The sequence below is a fragment of the Sphingobacterium bovisgrunnientis genome, from assembly GCF_009829085.1.
In the GTDB taxonomy this organism is placed as follows: Bacteria; Bacteroidota; Bacteroidia; order Sphingobacteriales; family Sphingobacteriaceae; genus Sphingobacterium; species Sphingobacterium bovisgrunnientis.
Window position 1 is genome coordinate 15,069 of record NZ_WUQY01000019.1, and the last position, 19,895, is coordinate 34,963.

At 34.3% G+C, this 19,895-nt stretch carries 16 protein-coding genes and 1 tRNA gene; 11 read left to right on the forward strand and 6 right to left on the reverse strand.

Translation table 11 applies throughout. The features are described from left to right. Nucleotides 1-35 precede the first annotated feature (35 nt). Nucleotides 36-1,688 carry an ABC1 kinase family protein gene (locus GOQ16_RS10390; RefSeq protein WP_160069216.1) on the forward strand — a complete coding sequence of 551 codons (1,653 nt, stop codon included), beginning with the start codon at nucleotides 36-38 and terminating at the stop codon, nucleotides 1,686-1,688. Between the two features lie 22 nt (nucleotides 1,689-1,710). Here the strand turns inward: GOQ16_RS10390 and GOQ16_RS10395 are convergent, their stop codons facing one another. Beyond that, the gene (locus GOQ16_RS10395; RefSeq protein WP_160069217.1) at nucleotides 1,711-2,757 is read right to left on the reverse strand and encodes an alpha/beta hydrolase; all 1,047 of its coding nucleotides are present in this window, start codon (nucleotides 2,755-2,757) and stop codon (nucleotides 1,711-1,713) included. 162 nt (nucleotides 2,758-2,919) lie between these two features. Between GOQ16_RS10395 and GOQ16_RS10400 the strand changes: the two genes are divergently transcribed. The 4 genes from GOQ16_RS10400 (at nucleotide 2,920) to GOQ16_RS10415 (ending at nucleotide 7,295) form a co-directional block, all read left to right on the forward strand. Next, nucleotides 2,920-5,217, forward strand: coding sequence for a TonB-dependent receptor (locus tag GOQ16_RS10400; RefSeq protein WP_160069218.1), 2,298 nt, complete (start codon nucleotides 2,920-2,922; stop codon nucleotides 5,215-5,217). Between the two features lie 12 nt (nucleotides 5,218-5,229). Continuing rightward, nucleotides 5,230-5,832 (forward strand): hypothetical protein, encoded by a 603-nt coding sequence (locus tag GOQ16_RS10405; protein WP_160069219.1) that lies wholly within the window; start codon nucleotides 5,230-5,232, stop codon nucleotides 5,830-5,832. A gap of 49 nt (nucleotides 5,833-5,881) precedes the next feature. Then, a tRNA-Arg gene (locus GOQ16_RS10410) sits at nucleotides 5,882-5,953 on the forward strand. 751 nt (nucleotides 5,954-6,704) lie between these two features. Then, nucleotides 6,705-7,295: a riboflavin synthase gene (locus tag GOQ16_RS10415; RefSeq protein ID WP_160069220.1), complete on the forward strand. Its 591-nt coding sequence runs from the start codon at nucleotides 6,705-6,707 to the stop codon at nucleotides 7,293-7,295. A 12-nt stretch (nucleotides 7,296-7,307) separates the two neighbouring features. Here GOQ16_RS10415 and GOQ16_RS10420 read toward each other — a convergent pair whose 3' ends face one another. Both GOQ16_RS10420 and GOQ16_RS10425 read right to left on the reverse strand, forming a co-directional pair. Then, nucleotides 7,308-9,095 (reverse strand): chloride channel protein, encoded by a 1,788-nt coding sequence (locus tag GOQ16_RS10420; protein ID WP_160069221.1) that lies wholly within the window; start codon nucleotides 9,093-9,095, stop codon nucleotides 7,308-7,310. Nucleotides 9,096-9,098: 3 nt separating this feature from the next. Further along, complete coding sequence (locus GOQ16_RS10425) at nucleotides 9,099-10,040, reverse strand: hydrogen peroxide-inducible genes activator (RefSeq protein WP_160069222.1); 942 nt, start codon at nucleotides 10,038-10,040, stop codon at nucleotides 9,099-9,101. A 129-nt stretch (nucleotides 10,041-10,169) separates the two neighbouring features. Between GOQ16_RS10425 and GOQ16_RS10430 the strand changes: the two genes are divergently transcribed. The 6 genes from GOQ16_RS10430 (at nucleotide 10,170) to GOQ16_RS10455 (ending at nucleotide 15,511) form a co-directional block, all read left to right on the forward strand. After that, on the forward strand, nucleotides 10,170-12,332 hold the full coding sequence (locus tag GOQ16_RS10430; protein WP_160069223.1) for a S46 family peptidase: 2,163 nt from the start codon (nucleotides 10,170-10,172) through the stop codon (nucleotides 12,330-12,332). Between the two features lie 47 nt (nucleotides 12,333-12,379). Further along, nucleotides 12,380-13,060, forward strand: a complete 681-nt coding sequence (locus tag GOQ16_RS10435) for a thioredoxin domain-containing protein (RefSeq protein ID WP_160069224.1) — start codon at nucleotides 12,380-12,382, stop codon at nucleotides 13,058-13,060. A gap of 2 nt (nucleotides 13,061-13,062) precedes the next feature. Further along, entirely contained in the window at nucleotides 13,063-13,440 is a 378-nt protein-coding gene (locus GOQ16_RS10440; RefSeq protein ID WP_160069225.1) for a DUF423 domain-containing protein, read from the forward strand. 156 nt (nucleotides 13,441-13,596) lie between these two features. After that, entirely contained in the window at nucleotides 13,597-14,151 is a 555-nt protein-coding gene (locus GOQ16_RS10445; RefSeq protein WP_204987463.1) for a DUF4256 domain-containing protein, read from the forward strand. A gap of 148 nt (nucleotides 14,152-14,299) precedes the next feature. Continuing rightward, nucleotides 14,300-14,920, forward strand: coding sequence for an MCP four helix bundle domain-containing protein (locus tag GOQ16_RS10450; RefSeq protein ID WP_160069227.1), 621 nt, complete (start codon nucleotides 14,300-14,302; stop codon nucleotides 14,918-14,920). 132 nt (nucleotides 14,921-15,052) lie between these two features. Further along, nucleotides 15,053-15,511 (forward strand): response regulator, encoded by a 459-nt coding sequence (locus GOQ16_RS10455; protein ID WP_160069228.1) that lies wholly within the window; start codon nucleotides 15,053-15,055, stop codon nucleotides 15,509-15,511. Nucleotides 15,512-15,517: 6 nt separating this feature from the next. On the opposite strand, the gene GOQ16_RS10460 is transcribed toward GOQ16_RS10455, so the two are convergent. From GOQ16_RS10460 to GOQ16_RS10470, 3 genes are read right to left on the reverse strand one after another with little or no spacing between them, the layout of a single operon-like run. Beyond that, on the reverse strand, nucleotides 15,518-16,600 hold the full coding sequence (locus tag GOQ16_RS10460) for a hybrid sensor histidine kinase/response regulator (protein WP_240141010.1): 1,083 nt from the start codon (nucleotides 16,598-16,600) through the stop codon (nucleotides 15,518-15,520). An 11-nt stretch (nucleotides 16,601-16,611) separates the two neighbouring features. Continuing rightward, complete coding sequence (locus tag GOQ16_RS18035) at nucleotides 16,612-18,774, reverse strand: sensor histidine kinase (RefSeq protein WP_160069229.1); 2,163 nt, start codon at nucleotides 18,772-18,774, stop codon at nucleotides 16,612-16,614. A gap of 15 nt (nucleotides 18,775-18,789) precedes the next feature. Next, nucleotides 18,790-19,884: a ThiF family adenylyltransferase gene (locus GOQ16_RS10470; RefSeq protein WP_160069230.1), complete on the reverse strand. Its 1,095-nt coding sequence runs from the start codon at nucleotides 19,882-19,884 to the stop codon at nucleotides 18,790-18,792. Between the last annotated feature and the right edge of the window lie 11 nt (nucleotides 19,885-19,895).

Sequence of the window (19,895 nt, forward strand, 5' to 3'; positions counted from 1 at the left end):
AAATTGTATTTTAGTAAGAATCAATACTAGTAGATATGGATGGAATTCTCGATAGACAAAAAGCAAAATTGAAGAGGGCTGCCAAGCTCATGCAGATATTGACCAAATATGGTTTCGAAGATTTCAAATCCAAATTAGACAGCTCGAATAGTACGACCAGCAATGGCGATAAAGTCACGCAAGATGCAGCTTTTTACGAACGTGTTCGACGTGCTATCGAAGAATTGGGACCTACGTACGTAAAGTTTGGGCAAACACTTTCTACTCGGGAAGATTTGTTCCCAACGGCTTTAATAAAGGAATTTAAGAAACTACAGGATAATGTCCTTCCTGAGGAAATTGATTTGATCAAGCATTTGGAAGAAGAATTGGAAATTTCCGCAGCTGATTATTTTACGGAAATTGAAAATGTACCTATCGCATCTGCATCTATCGCACAAACCTACAAAGCAACTTTGCAAACTGGCGAAGACGTTATTCTAAAAGTAAAACGTTCTGGAATAAAAGAAATCGTGCGCGCTGATTTGCTATTGATGAAGGACATCATTGAATTACTTACGAATTACTATTCTGTTGTTCGTGAAATCAACTTGATGCATGTTTTCGATGCTTTTGCCAAAAGTTTACAAGAGGAACTTTCATTTAATAATGAACAGAAGAATATTCAACTGTTTGCACGCAATTTCAGAGGAAATGCAGACATCGAGACGATGAAAGTTTATCCGGAATTGAGCAATGATAATATTTTATGTATATCATTTATTGACGGAGTCAAAATCAACAATAAAGAGGCTATTACAGCTTTACACCTTGATCCAGAGTCGATATTAGACAAATGCTTTAATTTGTATTTGACACAAATGCTGGAACATGGATTATTTCATGCAGACCCTCATCCAGGCAATATTTTAGTAACTAGATCTGGTCAAGTTTCTTTTATAGACTTAGGCGCTGTCGCCAAAATGTCTCCACACGACAAGGAACTTCTGGAAGATTTTGTGGTATATTTTATTTACAAAGACGCTACTCGCCTAGTCAATACATTAAAGAAAATGGCTTTGCATGTAGACATCAAAGATGAAAAACTACTTATTCGGGCTTTTCAAGAATTGTTGGATATCATTAATACGCATTCACTCGAAGAACTAGACATTAAAGCACTGTTTAGTAAATTTTCACACTTGCTGAATGACAACAATATTATAATGCCAGAGCACATTTACTTGCTCGTAAAGGGTATTGTACTGATGGAAGGAATAGGACGAGAATTGTCACCAAGTCTCAATATTGTCGACAAAGTAAAACCCTATATCACAAAAATTGCCACCCAACGTATTTCACCAGAGAAACTGTTGGAAGACAATATCGGTACGCTGTGGGAGATGCGTCGATTGCTGCACACTGCTCCACAATCACTCTCTTCCATGGTCGATAAACTCAATCAAGGCGAATTTAAAGTTGCTGTAAATCATCGTGAATTTGAAAAATATAGAACACAGGAACTACGTAATAATTCGTTGAATAGATTGATATGGGTGTCTACTGCGCTTTTTATTGGCGGTTGTTTATTGGTAAATACCGCACAAACTTCATATTACGGAATCGCGATCATATCTTGGATTTTATGGATCTTATCACTATTAATATTTGGGTTAATGCTCTTAAAAAAATACAAGTTGAATAGTTAATTCACTACACTAAACAGTTGTACTACTTCTTATTTATTTTATATTTTTTGAGGATGGTATTAAAATTTCGATCGTTTATGTAATGTATAAAATGGTGCGATCTCAATCCTGAAAAATCTGTTCTATTCAAGAATTTATAAGACTTGGACAACTCTTCGTAAGAATCACTTTTATACCCCAAATCAGTAGGATTTAATTTATTTGACAACCATCCCACCACTTTTTTCAACATCAAATCTGTTTTATTGGTGGAAATATGAAATGACTTCAACTGAGGAGTGAACAGAACATTATATATACTGTCATCATGTTTTATTTCAAAATCAGCCTTGCCTATCGCGGGTGCCAAGGCAATAGCGTAGATTTTATTTTTCTGATTACGGATAAGGTCATTTTGAAGACTAGCGGTATCCACATAATGGTTTTCGGCGATATCAGACATTTTAGTACTATCGATTAGCGCTGAGCTCAGTGCAGACATTATCACCGAAGCTCCCCGACTATGTGATATCAAATACACTTCTTTATTTGACATCGTATTCAGTATTTTGCGCAAAGCAAATTTACCGACGTACTGGGAATAATCTGAAGCTGTAAACCATGTTTTCAAACTTGAAAATGGATTTTTTGTATACAATCCGTCCCAATAAAACTGAATGACTTCATCAGAATTAGTTAAATTTATTTTTTTCTGAATACGTTCATAATTTCGTGTTACTTCTTTTGCTTTGGCATTGAAGCCATGAATTAAAATAAAAACTCGCTTTTTGGATTGTAAATGATTCCTCAAAAGACGTAAATATTCCATCTCAAATTTTTCCAAATCTTTCGACAAGGATTTTTCTTCAGCTAATTTACTCAAAGAATACGCATTCTTTCTTCCATTTCGTGGAGGCACACCATAGACATTAGTCCAATCTTTTGGATAAAAAGAGCCATACTGATCTACAAATGCAATAGTCGTTCTTGGTGGAATCTGACGATTCGGATTTGCAGAAATAGGCGCATTATGCTGAATGCCACATGAATTACAAGCTAAAAAAAGCAGGAAATAACAGAAAAATCTCATACAATGTAGGTCATAAATAGTCAGATTTGTTCAAAATCCAACTATTATACAAATAACAATAAAATATGTTTTGAAAAACTTTATGCAACAATGATGCATTTAATTTGCAACATTGATGCATTTGTTTTAATTTTGCAGCATAGTTGCAACATAAACAAACAGATGATTCGAGTTTTACTTCTTTCCTTATATACGTTTTTACTACCATTTGGAGCATTAGCGCAAGATAAAATCAATATTTCTGGAAAGGTATTGAATGAAAACACACAAGAAATCGTTGTTCACGCTTATATAAAAATTGGGAATCAAATCACGGTTTTATCAAATCATCAAGGTGAATTCCATCTGAATAACTTGCCCAAAGGCACTTTAAACTTAGATATTTCACACGTTGCCTATTTACCACAGAAACTAAGCATTGAGCTCAATAAAGACAGCATTTTTAATATTTACCTGACACCCAAATCAATTGGTCTGGATGCTGTAGATATTCAAAAAACAGGCTTAACAAATTCTACACATAGCCTCCAAGCCGAGCAACGCATAGAGAGTCAAGGTAAGAACTTAGCAGAAGCTTTATCGGATATTTCGGGCGTGAGCATTTTACGCACAGGAGCAACTATCGCTAAACCAATGATTAACGGTTTATATGGCAATCGTATCATCCTACTTAATAATGGTACACGACATGAAAGTCAGCAGTGGGGATTGGACCACGCTCCAGAAATTGATCCATTTGCACATCAAAAGATTTCTATACTCAAGAATGCTGAAGCACTTCGCTATGGTGCAGATGCATTAGGTGGATTGGTTAAATTAGAGCAAAACGATATTATTAAAGATAAGCTAATAGCCGGTGCTGTTAATATTGGAGCAAATAGTAACGGAAGAGGTGCGTATTTAAATACACAATTAGAGGGAACTAAACAGAATTTCTCTTACCGTGCAGGTATTACAGGAATAATGGCTGGAAATTTAAAAACACCTGATTACTATATCGCTAACACAGGAAAACAAGAATTAAATGGCAACTTATTGTTAGGATATAAAAAAGAAAGGCATGATTTTTCGGCTTTTTTCAGTCATTTCGGAACAGAATTAGGCATTTTTCAAGGTGCACATGTCGGCACTAAGGAAGATATCTTTGCACGCATTGCTCACGGAAAACCTTTTGATACGTATGACTTTTCTTATGAAATTTCTGCGCCAAAACAGCGCGTATCACATCAACTTGCTAAACTTGGTTACACTTATAATCTTGATGATAACCAAAAAATTGAAACGTATTATAGTATTCAACAAAATCATCGTCGTGAATATGACCTCCGTCGTGTCCAGTCTGACGACACGCCGATGGCGGATATTGTGTTAACAACACAACAAGCGGAAGCAGTTTATAAAAATAACTATAGCCAAATCGGTATTTTTGGATCTTTGCAAATAAACAATAATACAGCAGGCACAGGTACTACGCCTATCATTCCTAATTTTGACAACCATAATATTGCATTGTTTGCAAGTCATAAGATTAATTACGGACGAAACCACGTAGAGATAGGCGCACGATACGATTATAAATACTTCGATGCGGCTGGTTATCGTTTTGCATACGATCAAATGAATTCTGATGGATCTATCCCACAGTATTTGCTAAAAGATCAAAGACATTTTAATAATTTCTCGGGAGTTGTTGGAAACTCATTAGCAATCAATCAGCATTTGACGTGGAAAAGTAACTTGTCATTGGCGTGGCGCGCACCTTCAGCAAGTGAACTGTATAGCGATGGAATCCATCACGGTACTGGGACTTATGAGATTGGAAACATTAATCTGGAGTCTGAAAAAGGCTTGAAATCGTTGAATACTGTACAATATAAGAATAAATGGCTTGTAGTTAATGCTGATTTATTTGGTCAATTTATTGACAATTATATATACAGCCAACCTAATCCTGACTCGGTCAGACAAACTATTCGTGGTACCTTCCCTATTTTTCAATATCAACAAGACAATGCAATTTTTTACGGACTAGATTTGCAAGCAATACTTAATCTGCACAAGAATTGGAATTATGAGCTGGCATTCTCTTCTGTTCGCGCAAAGAATACTTCGAAAGATACCTACTTACCTTATATCCCTGCGGACAGAATCCAACAAGCTATTGCTTATAGATTTATGGTGAAAGACAATGACGCTTACTTAAAAATCAAACATCAATACCAAGCGAAGCAAGATCGCTACGAACCCAATTCTGACTTTGCAGCACCTCCTGCAAGCTATCATACATTTGATATATTGGCAAATATGAGTTTCAGAACATCTAATGCAAATAAGATAGGCTTGCTTTTTTCTGTAGAAAACATTTTCAACACAGCATATAAAGACTATTTAGATAGATTTAGATACTACACACATAGTCTCGGCAGAAATACATCTCTAAAAATTAATTATACATTCTAATACGTACATATTATGAAAAATTACATTTTACTAGCCCTAATTAGTGTTTTTACTTTTTCATCTTGTAAAAAAGATGATCCAGTTCAAGAAGTAGATCAAGAGCAATTGAGTACAGCTACACTTATCTTTACACCTGTGGATAAAGAAATTAAAGATGGTAAAACAGTCTACACTCCTAAACAAGATGAAGAGGTACATACGATGAAATTTGAAGGACCGACGTACTTACCAGAAGTTGGCGCACATTTGCACTTACATGTTGGAGAAATATATAAATTAGAATTAAAAACTACGGATTTTGCAGGAAGAGCTTCTGAACAAACATTCTTAAACCGTCATGAAAATCACCAGGCTTTCTTGGTTGGTGCAAATAACACAGAATTAGAGTTGGAATATGGAGATGAAACCAACGTAGGTATTACCGCTTACATCACGGTGAAAAAAGAAAAAGATTCATTTGTGCTCAACTACGTAATGCGTCATTTGAGACCAAATGTGAAACAAAATATCAAAGCAACAGATTGGAACAATGCGAACTACACGCAATTCACAGGAGACAATGATTTAGACTTAAAATTTGAAGCACACTTCGTAGAAGAGGGACACGGAGATTAATATCAAAAACTAATTTGAGTTTCGCATAAAATTGATACTTTTGCGAAACGCCTGCGTAGTTCAATGGATAGAATATCAGATTCCGGTTCTGACGATGTGGGTTCGAATCTCGCCGTGGGCACAAAAAGAAGCTCATTTACGAAAAGTAAATGAGCTTCTTTTGTTTTAAAATAAAGTGAGATTGGATTATTTGGTTTGGTTATAACCAGCCTAATAATATATAAGTATTAAGTAAAAAAGGGTTTTTCATTATGAAAAACCCTTTTACAATTCTTTAAAAAAGAAAAAGCCTAAGAAATTCGAGCGAATTCTTAGGCTTAAAAAACCTCTTTATGAGGTAAATCAACCTAAACCTCAACAAAGGTAATAAAATAATTTATTAAGTTCCAAATACTTACTGCAAAAAATATTATTTATTTAACTATAGGTTCATTAATATTCTGGTTATCAAGCAAATAAATTAATAAAAAAAGGTTTTCAAACGGGGAGAATGAAAACCTTCGATAACCAATTATAAACCTAAATTATGATACACCAAAGATAGTGTACTTTTTACACATATGCAAGTCATTTATAGAAATATTTTTGAATCGAAGATTTTTTGTCACAAAATATACGCTAACAAAGTACTCGCATGAAGAATACACAGACTGAAAATTTCCAAGTTCATCCTAAAATAATGGGTCTAAAAGCTAAAATCAACGATTTATGGTTCATGCAATATTGCTTTATTGCAAATTAAATTTGAATAATGTAACCAAATTCATAATGTAACTATTTTGATACAGTTTAAAATTCATTGCGGGTCACTAAAACTTTTCGACTGTTTATTCTCCTAATGATTCCGTATTTTTGTAAAAAGGAAAACAATCATGTTCACAGGGATAATAGAAACTTTAGGCATAGTAAAAAATATACAACAAGATCAATCTAATATTCACGTTACAATTGAATCATCGCTATCAAATGAGCTAAAAATAGATCAAAGTGTATCACATAATGGTGTTTGCTTAACTGTTGTAGAAATCAATACAAATACACATGTTGTAACTGCTATAGATGAGACTTTACAAAAGACAAATCTTGGTTATTTGCAAGTGGGTGATGTAGTGAATTTAGAGCGTTGTACACAAGCTAATGGACGTTTTGACGGACATATCGTACAAGGCCACGTGGATCAGACTGCTGTATGTATCGAACGCATCGACCAAAATGGAAGTTGGTTGTTCACTTTTCAATATGATCCAGCATTGAATAATATTACAGTGGAAAAAGGATCGATTACGGTAAACGGTATCAGTCTTACTGTCGTAAATTCTCAAAGAGATAGATTTTCGGTAGCTATTATTCCTTATACCATTGAAAACACGAATCTGCAAAATGTAGATGTCGGTACAACTGTTAATTTAGAATTTGATATTGTCGGAAAATACGTTTCAAAAATAATGGCTCTTAGAGGATAAGAGCCATATTATTTATTGTAAGTACGACCCTTGTCGCATCAAGAGTGCGCGATATTTGTTGAAAACTGCTGATTTGGAAATGAAGCCCAAATAATTTCCATTTTTATCAATCACAGGCAAAATCCACACATCTTCACGATTCATTTTCTTCATCACAATATCCATGTTTTCATCTTCACGAACAATATCATTCGGTTTTTGCGCGAGTGCTGCGAAGTTCCGATTAACACCTTCCTCCTCACCTAGTAAGATTGAAAACAATCGTTCACTGTAGATTATACCTAAGAATTTCCCGTTAGGCTCTACAATAGGAAAAATATTTCTTTTGGAATGAATAATATCTGATTTACGAACTTCTGGTGTTTCATCGGGAAATAGCTTAACAAAGTTTGTTTCGATGACATAGCGAAGCTTCATCATGCTCAATACTGTTCTGTCTTTGTCTTCATACGAGATTAAGTCGCCCGAATCGGCCAAAACTTTTGTATAGATGGAATGTTTCATACCATTTCTATTGATTAGGTAAGAAATTGAAGCTACAATCATCAGCGGAACCATTAATGAATAACTTCCTGTCACTTCAGCAATCAGAAATATTCCCGTCAAGGGAGCGTGCATAATACCACTCAATGCACCTGCCATACCTGCCATCACAAAATTTGGAACATTCAGTTCAATAATTCCGGTAAGGTTAATACCATATGCAAAAGCAAACCCCAGAAGTCCACCCATTACTAGACTTGGACCAAAAACTCCACCATTACCCCCACTATTGACTGTAATCAAAGCAGCTAATGATTTTGCAAACAGCGTAAGTGTCGTATAACAGACTATTACCCAACCAATATTTCTAAAATCCGAAAACAAACTATTCTTAACGATAGCATCAAAATGCCCGTTCAAAATCTGTTGTATTGTCAAATACCCTTCTCCATATAATGCAGGAAATATAAAAATCAGTACACCCAGCGACACCCCACTCACCCATACTTTCATATAAGGATTGGCAATAGAGCCTGCCCATTTTTTGACGGCTTGACTGAGTTTTGAAAAGTATATCGTATATATACCGACAATTACAGCCAGTAATAAATAAAACAATAATGCATTAACATCCCAATCGGTTACCGTGGTGTAAAATAGGGGCTCATCGTATAGTATTTTAGAAACAACAGCCGCCAAAGCTGAAGCGATCAACAACGGTATCAAAACTGGTATGGAAAATTCTGTCAAGAGAATCTCAATTGAAAATATCATTCCAGCCAACGGACTATTAAATGCGCCTGAAATACCTGCCGAAGCACCACAAGCTAATAGCATTGTCACTTCCTTATAACTTAATCCAAAGAAACGACCTATATTCGAACCAATCGCCGCACCACTATGCGCTATCGGGGCTTCCAGACCTGATGAGCCACCAAAGCCTACAGTCAATGCTGAGGTAATGATTTGAGAATACACATTGTGCGTTTCTATACGGCTTGATTTCCGTGAAATGGCGTATATAATGGGCGTAATACCATGTTCAAACTTTTTGCCGCGTAAAAACTTACGGAGGTATATAACCGAAAGCAAAATACCGATAAGCGGAAAAATCAAGTAAAGCGAATATTTGTATTGCCAATCTATATCGTCTTGTAAAAATGAAGCGATAGAATGGGTCATCGCTTTCAATAATGATGCAGCAATACCTCCCACTATCCCCACTAGAAAGGCGAGTATAATAATAAAATTTCGATTAGAAACACGCTGCATTCGCCATTTATTCAGCTGTTCTAATTTTTTGGATAACCTACTCATAGTTTACAGGTTAAAACCCATTATTTCTTTTTTTCTTTTCGATTTGAAACGTTCGGGCACAATTTCTAAGATTTCATTAATCAGTGTATTAACAGCTTGTTTCTTTACAAAGTTCTGCGTCGTCACAACAGAAATTTCTCGCACGGGCTCTGGAGCTTTAAAATAACGTACATGCGCTAATTCATCTTCATTATAACTCATGATGCTCAATTCAGGCAAAATGGTTATTCCTGAATTAATATCTACCATCCGTTTCAATGTCTCAACTGACCCCGTATTGTATTCAAAAGTTCCTTCAGAACCGTAATTGTGTTTGTAATTACAAATATTCAACACTTGTCCACGCATACAATGTCCTTCGTTCAACAACCACAATTTTTCTTCGCCTATATCATCTGTACTTAACACTTTCTTTTGATACAAATTGCTTTTTTCAGAAACATAGGCCACAAATGTCTCGTAGAAAATAGGTGTCTCAAGAATATTGCTCTCCGTCAATGGGGTCGAAAGAATGCCGCAATCTAACAAACCTTGTTTTAACTCATGCACAATACGTTCTGTGGTGTATTCCCAAATTTGAAGTTTTACTTTTGGGTATTTTTTCAAAAAAGCTGTAATGACATCTGGTAGCAAATAAGGTGCTACAGTAGGAATTACGCCGACACGTAATTCACCTTCTAGCTCTCCTTTCTTTTCCTGCAAAATTTCATTGATTTTTTTGCTTTCCATCAGCACAATACGTGCCTGCTCAATGATTTTGAGCCCAACTTCTGTAGGTACAACAGGTTGTCTACTTCGGTCGAATATTTTGACCCCGAGCGATTCTTCCAGCTTTTGGATTTGCATACTCAATGTTGGTTGCGTCACAAAACATTTTTCCGCTGCAGCTACAAAACTTCTATAGGTATCTACCGCAACAATATATTCCAGTTGAACTAATGTCATTCTATAAATTTTTCTTATACAAAGGTAAGAAAGTTATAAACAAAACGCATTGAGAGATCTATTTTCTCACCCCATTGCATTCATAGCCTTTGTAAAAGAATTTGTATTTTTGAGCAAATACATTTTAATATGAAATTAAATCTTAATTCAGCAGTATTAACTGCGCTTCTTTTGGGTTCAGCTTCCATGTTTAGCGCTTCCATTCCAGATGAAGGAATGTTTCCATTAAGCGAACTTAGCCGTGCAGGACTAAAAAAAGCAGGACTAAAAATCAGTGAGAAAGATATTTACAATCCCGGACAAATAGGTTTGATAGATGCGCTTGTACAGGTTTCAGGCTGTTCTGGCTCGTTTGTATCTCCTAATGGACTTATAATCACCAATCATCATTGCGCTTTTAGCGCGGTACAATTGGCTTCTACACCAGCCGCTAATTATCTAGAAAATGGATTTGTGGCTACGTCTCAAGAGCAAGAAATCGAAGCCAAAGGATTGACTATTCGTATCACAGATTCATACGAAGATGTATCTGTTCGTGTTTTGAATGCTGTTGCCAACATTTCAGATCCGGTAGAACGCATCAACACTATTAGCAAGATGCGTGAGCAGATAGCGAAAGATGCGGAAGCAAAAGACCCAAGCATCAAAGCAGAAGTGTCAGAAATGTTTATCGGCAAATCGTATGTTTTATTCCGTTACAAAACTATCGAAGATGTACGCTTGGTATATATTCCTAGACAAGATATTGGTGAGTTTGGCGGTGAAACGGACAATTGGGTATGGCCGAGACATACAGGTGATTTTTCATTCTTAAGAGCGTATGTTTCTCCAGATGGCAAACCTGCTAAATATTCTAAAGACAATGTCCCATATCAACCTAAGAAGCATTTAAAAGTAAACCCAAAAGGTGTTGAAGAAAATGATTTCGTATTTATTTTGGGTTATCCTGGTCGCACCTTCAGACATAGGCCCGCACAATTCATTGAATATCAGCAAAAATTTTTATTGCCATTTACGTCAGAATTGAATGATTTTCAAAATCAACAAATGATGTTGGCAGGAAAAAATGATAAAGCTACTGAATTAGCATTAGCAACACGCATCAAGCGTAATGCCAATGTGATGAAAAATTACCGCGGAAAACTAAAAGGTCTACGTAATATTGATTTAGTAAGCACAAAGAAGAAAGAAGATCAAGAACTGGCTAACTTCATCAATTCAAAACCTGAATTGAAATCGAAATATGGTTCATTAATGCAAGATATTGATCAGCATTATCAGTTGGTATTTTCTGATGCAATTCGCGAATTGTGGTTTAACAACTTGTATTCAGGAATTCGCATCATGCATGTTGCAAACATGATTAATTCCTTCAAAATTGCTGTTGCAAATCAAAAAAGTGAAATTGATCGCAAACGAATTTTTGATTTAAACATCGAAAATGTAAAAAAACAATTGGACGCTGACTATGAAAGTTATAACATCATTGCAGACAAAAATATTGCAGCGCGCATGTTTTCTAATGCATTGAACCTAACCGAAAATCATCGCATACATACGATCCAAAAAAGAAATCTTGCAACGAAAGATCAAGCTTCATCATTCATCCAAAACGCAATTGATAAGTCCCAATTAAACTCGAAAGAGAGCTTATACACTACGGTTCTAAAAGATGCTAATTCATTAATTAATTATTCGGATGATATTTTAAATCTTCAAGCAGAGCTTGGCGAAGAATTAGGTATTTTCAGAGAAGAATTAAAACGTCGTGAAGGTGTGTTGAACCGATTGATGGGTGATTATGTCGCGGTAAAAGAAATTTTCCAATCTAAGAACTTCATTCCAGATGCTAACTCCACATTGCGATTGACATTTGGTAATATCAAAGGCTATAGTCCTGCTGATGCGACTTACATGTCACCGTTTACAACAGTGAAAGGCTTGTTGGAAAAAGGGAGCTCTGGTGATCCAGAATTTGCGTATCCACAACCGATCAAAGATGCCTGGTTAGCCAAGAATTTCGGACCATATACCCGTAAAGGAACAAATGATGTTCCTGTGAATATCCTATACAATATGGATACTACGGGTGGTAACTCAGGATCTCCTATCATGAATGCTTATGGCGAATTAATTGGTGTGAATTTTGACCGCTCTTACGACGCAACGATTAACGATTTTGCATGGAATGAGAGCTATAGCCGATCGATTGGTGTAGACATACGCTATGTATTGTGGATTGCAGATAAGATTGACAATGCACAGTTTATTCTAAAAGAAATGGGAATCTAACACTTAGAGGTGCTTTAAGCACCTCTAATACTATAAAAGACGTAAGCATGAAATATATCATTACAATAGCTGGTTTGTTTTGTAGTCTAATGACATTTGGGCAAACAAAAATTGCAAATACGGAAGCTTTACAAAAAATAAATAACGAAAATGTTCAGCTCGTTGATGTACGAACAGATGAGGAATACAGCAAGAAGCATCTTAAAAATTCTATCCATATTAATTGGAATGATAAAGAAAACTTTGATGCTTTAGCCAGTAAATTAGATAAGAAAAAGCCAGTTTATGTGTATTGTTTGTCTGGTGGACGTTCCAATAAAGCTGCACAATATTTGGCACAAAAAGGTTTCGACGTTTTTGATATTGAAGGAGGAATAATGAAATGGGAAGCATCAAATCTACCTTTTGTTTCTGCCAACGAAAAAACAACAGGAATCACCTTTGACGCATACGAATCTCTAACTAAAAGTCATCCAAAAGTACTTGTTAACTTCTATGCGGAGTGGTGTGCTACTTGCAAAGAATTGGCTCCAATAATTGATAAAATAGCTCAAAAGCATGCAGATAATTTGAAGGTAATCAAGATTGACGCCGATGAAAACAAAGATTTACTTAAGCAACTGGGAATCTCAGGAATTCCCCAGTTGTATCTATTTAAAGATGGCAAAAAAACTTGGTCAAAATCTGGTTTAACTACTCTTAAAACTTTAGAGAAAAAATTAAAATAATAATGAATACAGCTACACTTATCATCGCTACATTATTTGGAAGTAGTGCCATCATCTTAGGCGCTTTTGGTGCTCATGCATTCAAGAAACTGATTTCAGCCGAAAAGTTAGCATCGTTTGAAGTAGGTGTTCGTTATCAAATGTATTCGGCATTGATTTTACTGATTCTTGGATTTCAATTGGATTTTGATATTTATAGTGAACGCCTAGCTGTATATGGTATTACCGCAGGAACGATTCTTTTCTCTTTTAGCATTTACTTTCTGTCATTCGCTGAATATTGGAATAAGAATTTGAAATTCTTGGGTCCCATTACTCCTCTTGGTGGTTTGCTTATGCTAATTGGATGGATATCTTTAATGATTTCATTTTTGAGATAAGTGTAATTTTGATTGAATAACGTATTTAGAGTACAATAACAATATCTCTCAGAAGTTTTGGATTGTATTCGAATTTACATAGCCATTTCTGAACTTATAAATTCAGAGTTGGCTTTTTTTATAAATAATTATTAAATTAACCATAAATAAATGATTATGAAAAGTATACCAAGCGAACAACACCAAGAATTACTTACCATTTTAGAGAAAAGATTTTTAAAAAACATGCATCGTCATCCTTCTCTAAACTGGGAAGACATATACAATAAATTAAAAAATGATTCCCAAAAGCTAAATTCATTATATAGAATGGAAGAAACTGGTGGAGAACCAGATGTAGTTCAATTAACTGAAGATAACGAGGGTATTAATTTCGTTGACTGCTCTGCAGAGACGCCAAAAGGGAGGAGAAGTATATGCTATGATCATGAGGCATTGGAATCAAGAAAGCAATATAAACCTGAGGATTCAGCAATAAATATGGCTCAAGGAATGGGAATTCAATTATTGAATGAAAATCTATATTTCCAACTTCAAAAAGTCGGTGAATTTGATTTGAAAACATCGAGTTGGCTCTTAACACCTAATGACGTTCGCTCAAAAGGAGGTGCCCTATTTGGTGATAATAGATTTGGAAGAGTTTTTATATATCACAATGGAGCAGATTCATATTATGGTGTAAGAGGATTTAGAGGAATATTGAAATTGTAAACAATCTTACCAATTAACCTGTTCAATATTGAGATGCTTAGCGGTTATGAAATTGATTAATGTGAAAGATTATTCTTAAATTCATAGAATACAACTCTACAAATATGCATCTACAACACAGAGTTATATAGAACTAAATTATATGATATTGAAAAAACTTGGGTTGACAAACAGAAATAAAATCAAGACAACAACGCTAATTTTTTCGGTTCTTTGTTTGATATTACTTACCAATCTTCAGGAAAGAATGATGATAAAACGTCTCAATGAGACTGTTACATCAATTTATGAGGACAGGGTGGTGGTTGGAAATTATATATTGCAACTGTCTAATTATATAGAGGAAATTGTGCAATCTTTAAAATCAAATCCTTCGAATAACAGCTATTTAATTAATTTACTATCAAAGATTGATTCCATTAATATAGCTTATGATAAAACTTTCTTGACCGTAAAAGAAAAGATTAATTTCATACAATTCACACAGATTTCCGAAGAAATGAAGAAATCGATTGAAAATGGAAATTTCACAGATGCACTTAATAATGGATTACAGGCGGAGAATATTCTCAGGGTTTTATCATCAATACAAGTTGAAGAAGGTAAAGATAAATTAGACGAGGTATTAGCAATGACTAATACACGAAGTATTCTATCCTATCTTGAGATTGTTATTATTATTGTAATTTCTATTTTAATTCAGAAAATAATATTATCAACAAAACCCTTAATCATCAAAAAAACAGAAAATGATCATAATTTGAATTGAACATTCCTAATATTATTTAGTAAATGGCCCAAATATTTTTAACAAATTTTACTAAAATATTTAATTTATGTATCTTGCCGCTCTGTAACTGAATCCCAATGGTTACCTAATTCTATCTATTGATTAAAAGACATGAGTAAAATATCAGTATTATATGTAGATGACGAAGAGAATAACTTGTTCTCATTCAAAGCGAATTTCAGATTAAAATATAAGGTTCACACTGCTATTAGTGGTAAAGATGCCTTAGAAATTCTAAAAAAAGAAGCTATTGACATTATTATTACAGACCAAAGGATGCCTGAGATGACCGGTGTCGAATTTTTGGAGAAAGTAATTGATATTAATGCAGAGCCTATGCGCATATTGTTAACAGGATATACGGATATGGGCGCAGTAATTGATGCGGTGAATAAAGGGAAAATTTTCCATTACCTAACTAAACCTTGGAATGAATCAGAATTGGATGAGACTATCCAAAGAGCTTATCAAATATATTCAGACAGAAAATCAACATTAGATCAATTCTCAAAATTAGAAGTCTCTAATGAACAGCTAGAATTTCTATTAAGACAAAAGCTTTTGTCTTAATAGAAGCTATTTGCTAGGAATATTTACAATAAATTCTGTGCCTTTTAATAATTCAGACTCAATTTCTATTGTTCCCTGAATCTTGAGTAATGCTGCACTTACATTGTAAAGACCAAATCCCATACCTTGGGATTGGTTACTCGCTCGATAGAATAATTTAAAGATTTCTTCTTTAGCATCTGCGGGAATACCAATACCATTATCTTTCACTCTAATGGTCAAATTACCTTTTGAAACTGTGATTGAAACATGTATAAACTGATCCTCTTGCAAATCATTTTGGTATTTAAATGCATTGCTCAGCAAATTATGTATTATTAATTCAATTAATGATAAATCATTTTTGAAATTTGTATTTTGATCAACATCAACTCTAAAGTCAATTTTTGTCTTCTGAACTGAAACTTGATAAAATTCCTTAAGCGTGTTAGCTAATAAATGAAAATCAATATCCACAAGTAGCAATTCACCTCTCCTTAGTAAATAATAGTCCCTCAAGCTATCAATATATTGATCAAGCTTTAGAATTGAGCCTTGCATTAATAATAAGAGGTTGTGTATATCCTTTACTTTATCGTAACCTAAAGCATAAGTGATCGCTGAAAGCACGCCAGTAAGTGGATCACGAAGATCGTGACTTACACTATATGCAAATTTATCTAATTCATCGTAAGCTTTTTGTAACTCCTGATTCCTTATATCTAATAGAGATGTTGTTATATAGAATTTGTTTGCCTCTTGAATGGATGAAATAATCTCTTCATTCATCCACGGTTTACGAACGAACTTAAAAATATTTCCTTTATTAATCGCATCAATAACCACACTCATATCCGCATATGCAGTCAACAATATACGAATCGGACGAGGAAATTTTACTTTGATTCTCTCCAAAAAGTCAACCCCCAACTCATCAGGCATGCGTTGATCACAGAATATTATTCTTATATCTGGATTTTCTGTTAAAATCGTCTCTGCCTCCTTGGTATTAGAAGCAATATGAATTTTATAATCAATTCTGAAGTTCGCTTTAAACCCCAAAAGATTGTTTAATTCATCGTCAACGTATAGAATTTCAATTTTTTCCATAATATGAATATTTACTTCGGTGATTGCTTAATAGGTAAGATGACATTAAAGATAGTACCACCGCCGATATTGTTTTCAATCAAAATTTTGCCATTATGATTTTCTATGGTTTTATAAGCAATTGACATGCCTAATCCCGTGCCTTCTCCCACATCTTTTGTCGTAAAGAATGGTTCAAAAATTTTATGCTTAATATCATCTGGAATACCTATCCCATTATCCGTTATCTTAATAAACACAGAAGAACCATTATCGATTAGTCCAGTTTCAATTTTTAATACCCCCTCAGATGTAGATTGGAATTTTTTATCTAATGCGTAAATGGCATTTGTTATAATATTTAAGAAAACTTGATTCAATTTTCCTGCATGACACTCAATTAATGGAATGTCTCCGTATTCTTTTATAACTGTAATTTTATCTTTGACTAAAGTATTCAATATTACCATAGTCGACTCTATGCCTTCATTTATATCCGAAAATTTCCAAGTATCTTCGTCTACTCTTGAAAATACACGCAGACTTTTAACTATTTCTGCAGTTCTACTTGCCCCTTCAAACATTCCTTTCAATAAATATTCAACCTCAACTTTAAGGTAATCCAGATCCAATTCGTCTTTATAATCGGCTATTAACTTAGCTTTATCTTCTGGTAAAATTTCATTATTTAAAGCCAATTTTTCAAATTTATCAACAGCATCCCACAGCATATCCATATCTCTACGCAATGGCGCGACATTAGACGTAACAAAGTTAATAGGGTTATTAATTTCGTGTGCAACTCCTGCTGTCAATTGACCTAATGAAGCCATCTTCTCTGCTTCTACAAGTTGTGATTGTGTTTCTTTTAGATGATCAAGAGTGGTCTGTAAAGAATCATTACTTTCTGTCAACTCGCGAGTGCGCTCATCAACTTTTTGTTCCAATAATACATTTTGCTCTTTAACTAAGCGTTCGTTCTCCAGCGAAACTGCCAACTCACGTGCTTGTGATTCCTCATTTTCTTTGCGGTATATATTTATTTTGTCTCCAAGAGCGAATGAAAGTAAAATAGCCTCAATTACCGATCCGATCTGTACTGATCTTAATGTAAAAAAATTATGCGGTAGAATGTTATAATCTTTTAATACGTACACTAATACACTTATTAAAAATATACACCATGCAAATAGAAAATACTTCGTTTGCCTATACTTTTCGCGAGACAATCTAAATGCTAAAATTAGTACAATAGTAGATCCACCTCCTGCTACAAAATTGACCATCTTATATGCAGGAGTTATTATTCCAGCAATAAGTAAAATTATAGCCACTACATATCCAACAATGAATACATTTAATAAAACATTAAATTTTGGTGATTCTTGAGCAGTTTGTAAAAACGATTTGACGAAGAAAATCGCAGCTATACCCGATATTGCACCAGAAAATGTTAGCAATCGACTTGTTACCCATTTATTATCCAAGTCGAGTAATGGCTCAAGCAATCCTAAAATTGCCATTTGTGCTACAACTACCCAAAATATATAATTTACATAAGTATAATAGTGTGCCTCTCTTGTAGAAAAATAAAGGAAAATATTATACAGGATCATGGAGAGCATTAGTCCTATATAAATGGCAGAAAATATATCCGATTGTAAGAGTGAATTAAACAAACTCTTGGGCGTATGAATAGAAATCGGTGCAGAAAGCTGTGTATGACTAAAGAGCTTAAAATAGCATTCAACTTCTTCACCCTTTTTTAAAGGCAATTCAAATAAATAATATTGGTGATTGAACCCCAAATTATCTCCCTTTCCACCAACACGAGAGTCTATACTATCTACGATACCGTCTTTAATCCAATAAAAAACAACATTATCAATATTAGTTTGTGATAAATTAATAACCAATTCATTAACATCAGAATAATTTTTGAGAGAAAATTTAATCCAATTATTTGCTCCGTCCACACCCAAATTAGGTACTTCTTCATCACTTGCAATGAATTTTTCGTTTAGCAGTCTAACTTCATCAAATGTCAACGACCTTGTTTGGTCTTTTAAAATAGAAATATTCTTCCCTATATATTCTCCACAATTTTCAATTGAAAACGTTACGTAATCATTTGCATTTGCAAAAGACGAATAAGCAAAGACGAATAATAAAAAAAGAATAGCTCTAAAATTCATAGGACAACAATTGTTTTATAGATTATTATTATCTCTGATAATTTTCTCAACGTCTATATAATATCTTCCTGAAGGAACAGCTTGATCAAGCAGTAATCCACGACATACAGTCGTAGTAATGCTGCCACCTAACACTACCTCCGACGCCAACTGGGGCCATGAAGCTAATGTTTTATTAATTTCAGGAACTGACAATTTCATTCTTTCTGATAGATTTGGAGCATCAACTATTTTCATTAGATAACCCATCTTCTCTTCTTTTGATAAAGTGTTGATGTTATCGCTAGTCAATCCCTCAGCTAAACCATGGATTAGCGGCCTGTTCGGCTCTAAATCAAAACGTTCAATATCCAACATCCCTTTATCATTGGTATCCATCACTACAGGAATCTGTGCTGCACGCGCTTTCAAACGACTATTAATCTTTACTTCAAAACTATCACAAACTTCTACTAACACATCAATACCTCCATTCCCGGTCAAAAAATCATCAAAATTAGATTCCACAACACCCTCTGGAAAGATTTCCACATGTATATAAGGATCTATTTCTGCTATTTCTCGGGCTGCAATTACAACCTTTGGTACAGCCAAATTAAAAACTCCTGTGCGTAATCTATTCATATTACTAAGATCCAAAGAATCAAAATCAGCTAATCTTAATTTACCACAGATACGCTCCATAGCGATTGTCAATGCAATAGATTGTCCGACAGATAGTCCAATGATCCCTATAGTTTTAGTTGTTAATTTACGCTGTTCCTCCTTCGTTATTTTAAGCTGATTGCGATTGGTTCTCACTTCAATGAAATCATCTTCCTCAAGAATATGGACCAATGTTTTTCGCCATGGATAATATACCCAAACTCCAAAATCAGCTACATTTTTATTTTTTAAAATAGTACTTCTTAATTTTTCAGATTCTTCTACCCCAACTCCCATCGGATACCGGCAACGAATAAGTTCTGTTATTTGTCTTTCTATTTCATCAAATACGAAAGCAACATTTTCACTATTTTTAAGTTCATCTAATAGTTTCTTTTCTTCAATATTTGAAGTTCTAAAGAAGATTGGTTTATAAGGAAATTGATTTTCCAAAAGATCTTTCATATATTATGTAT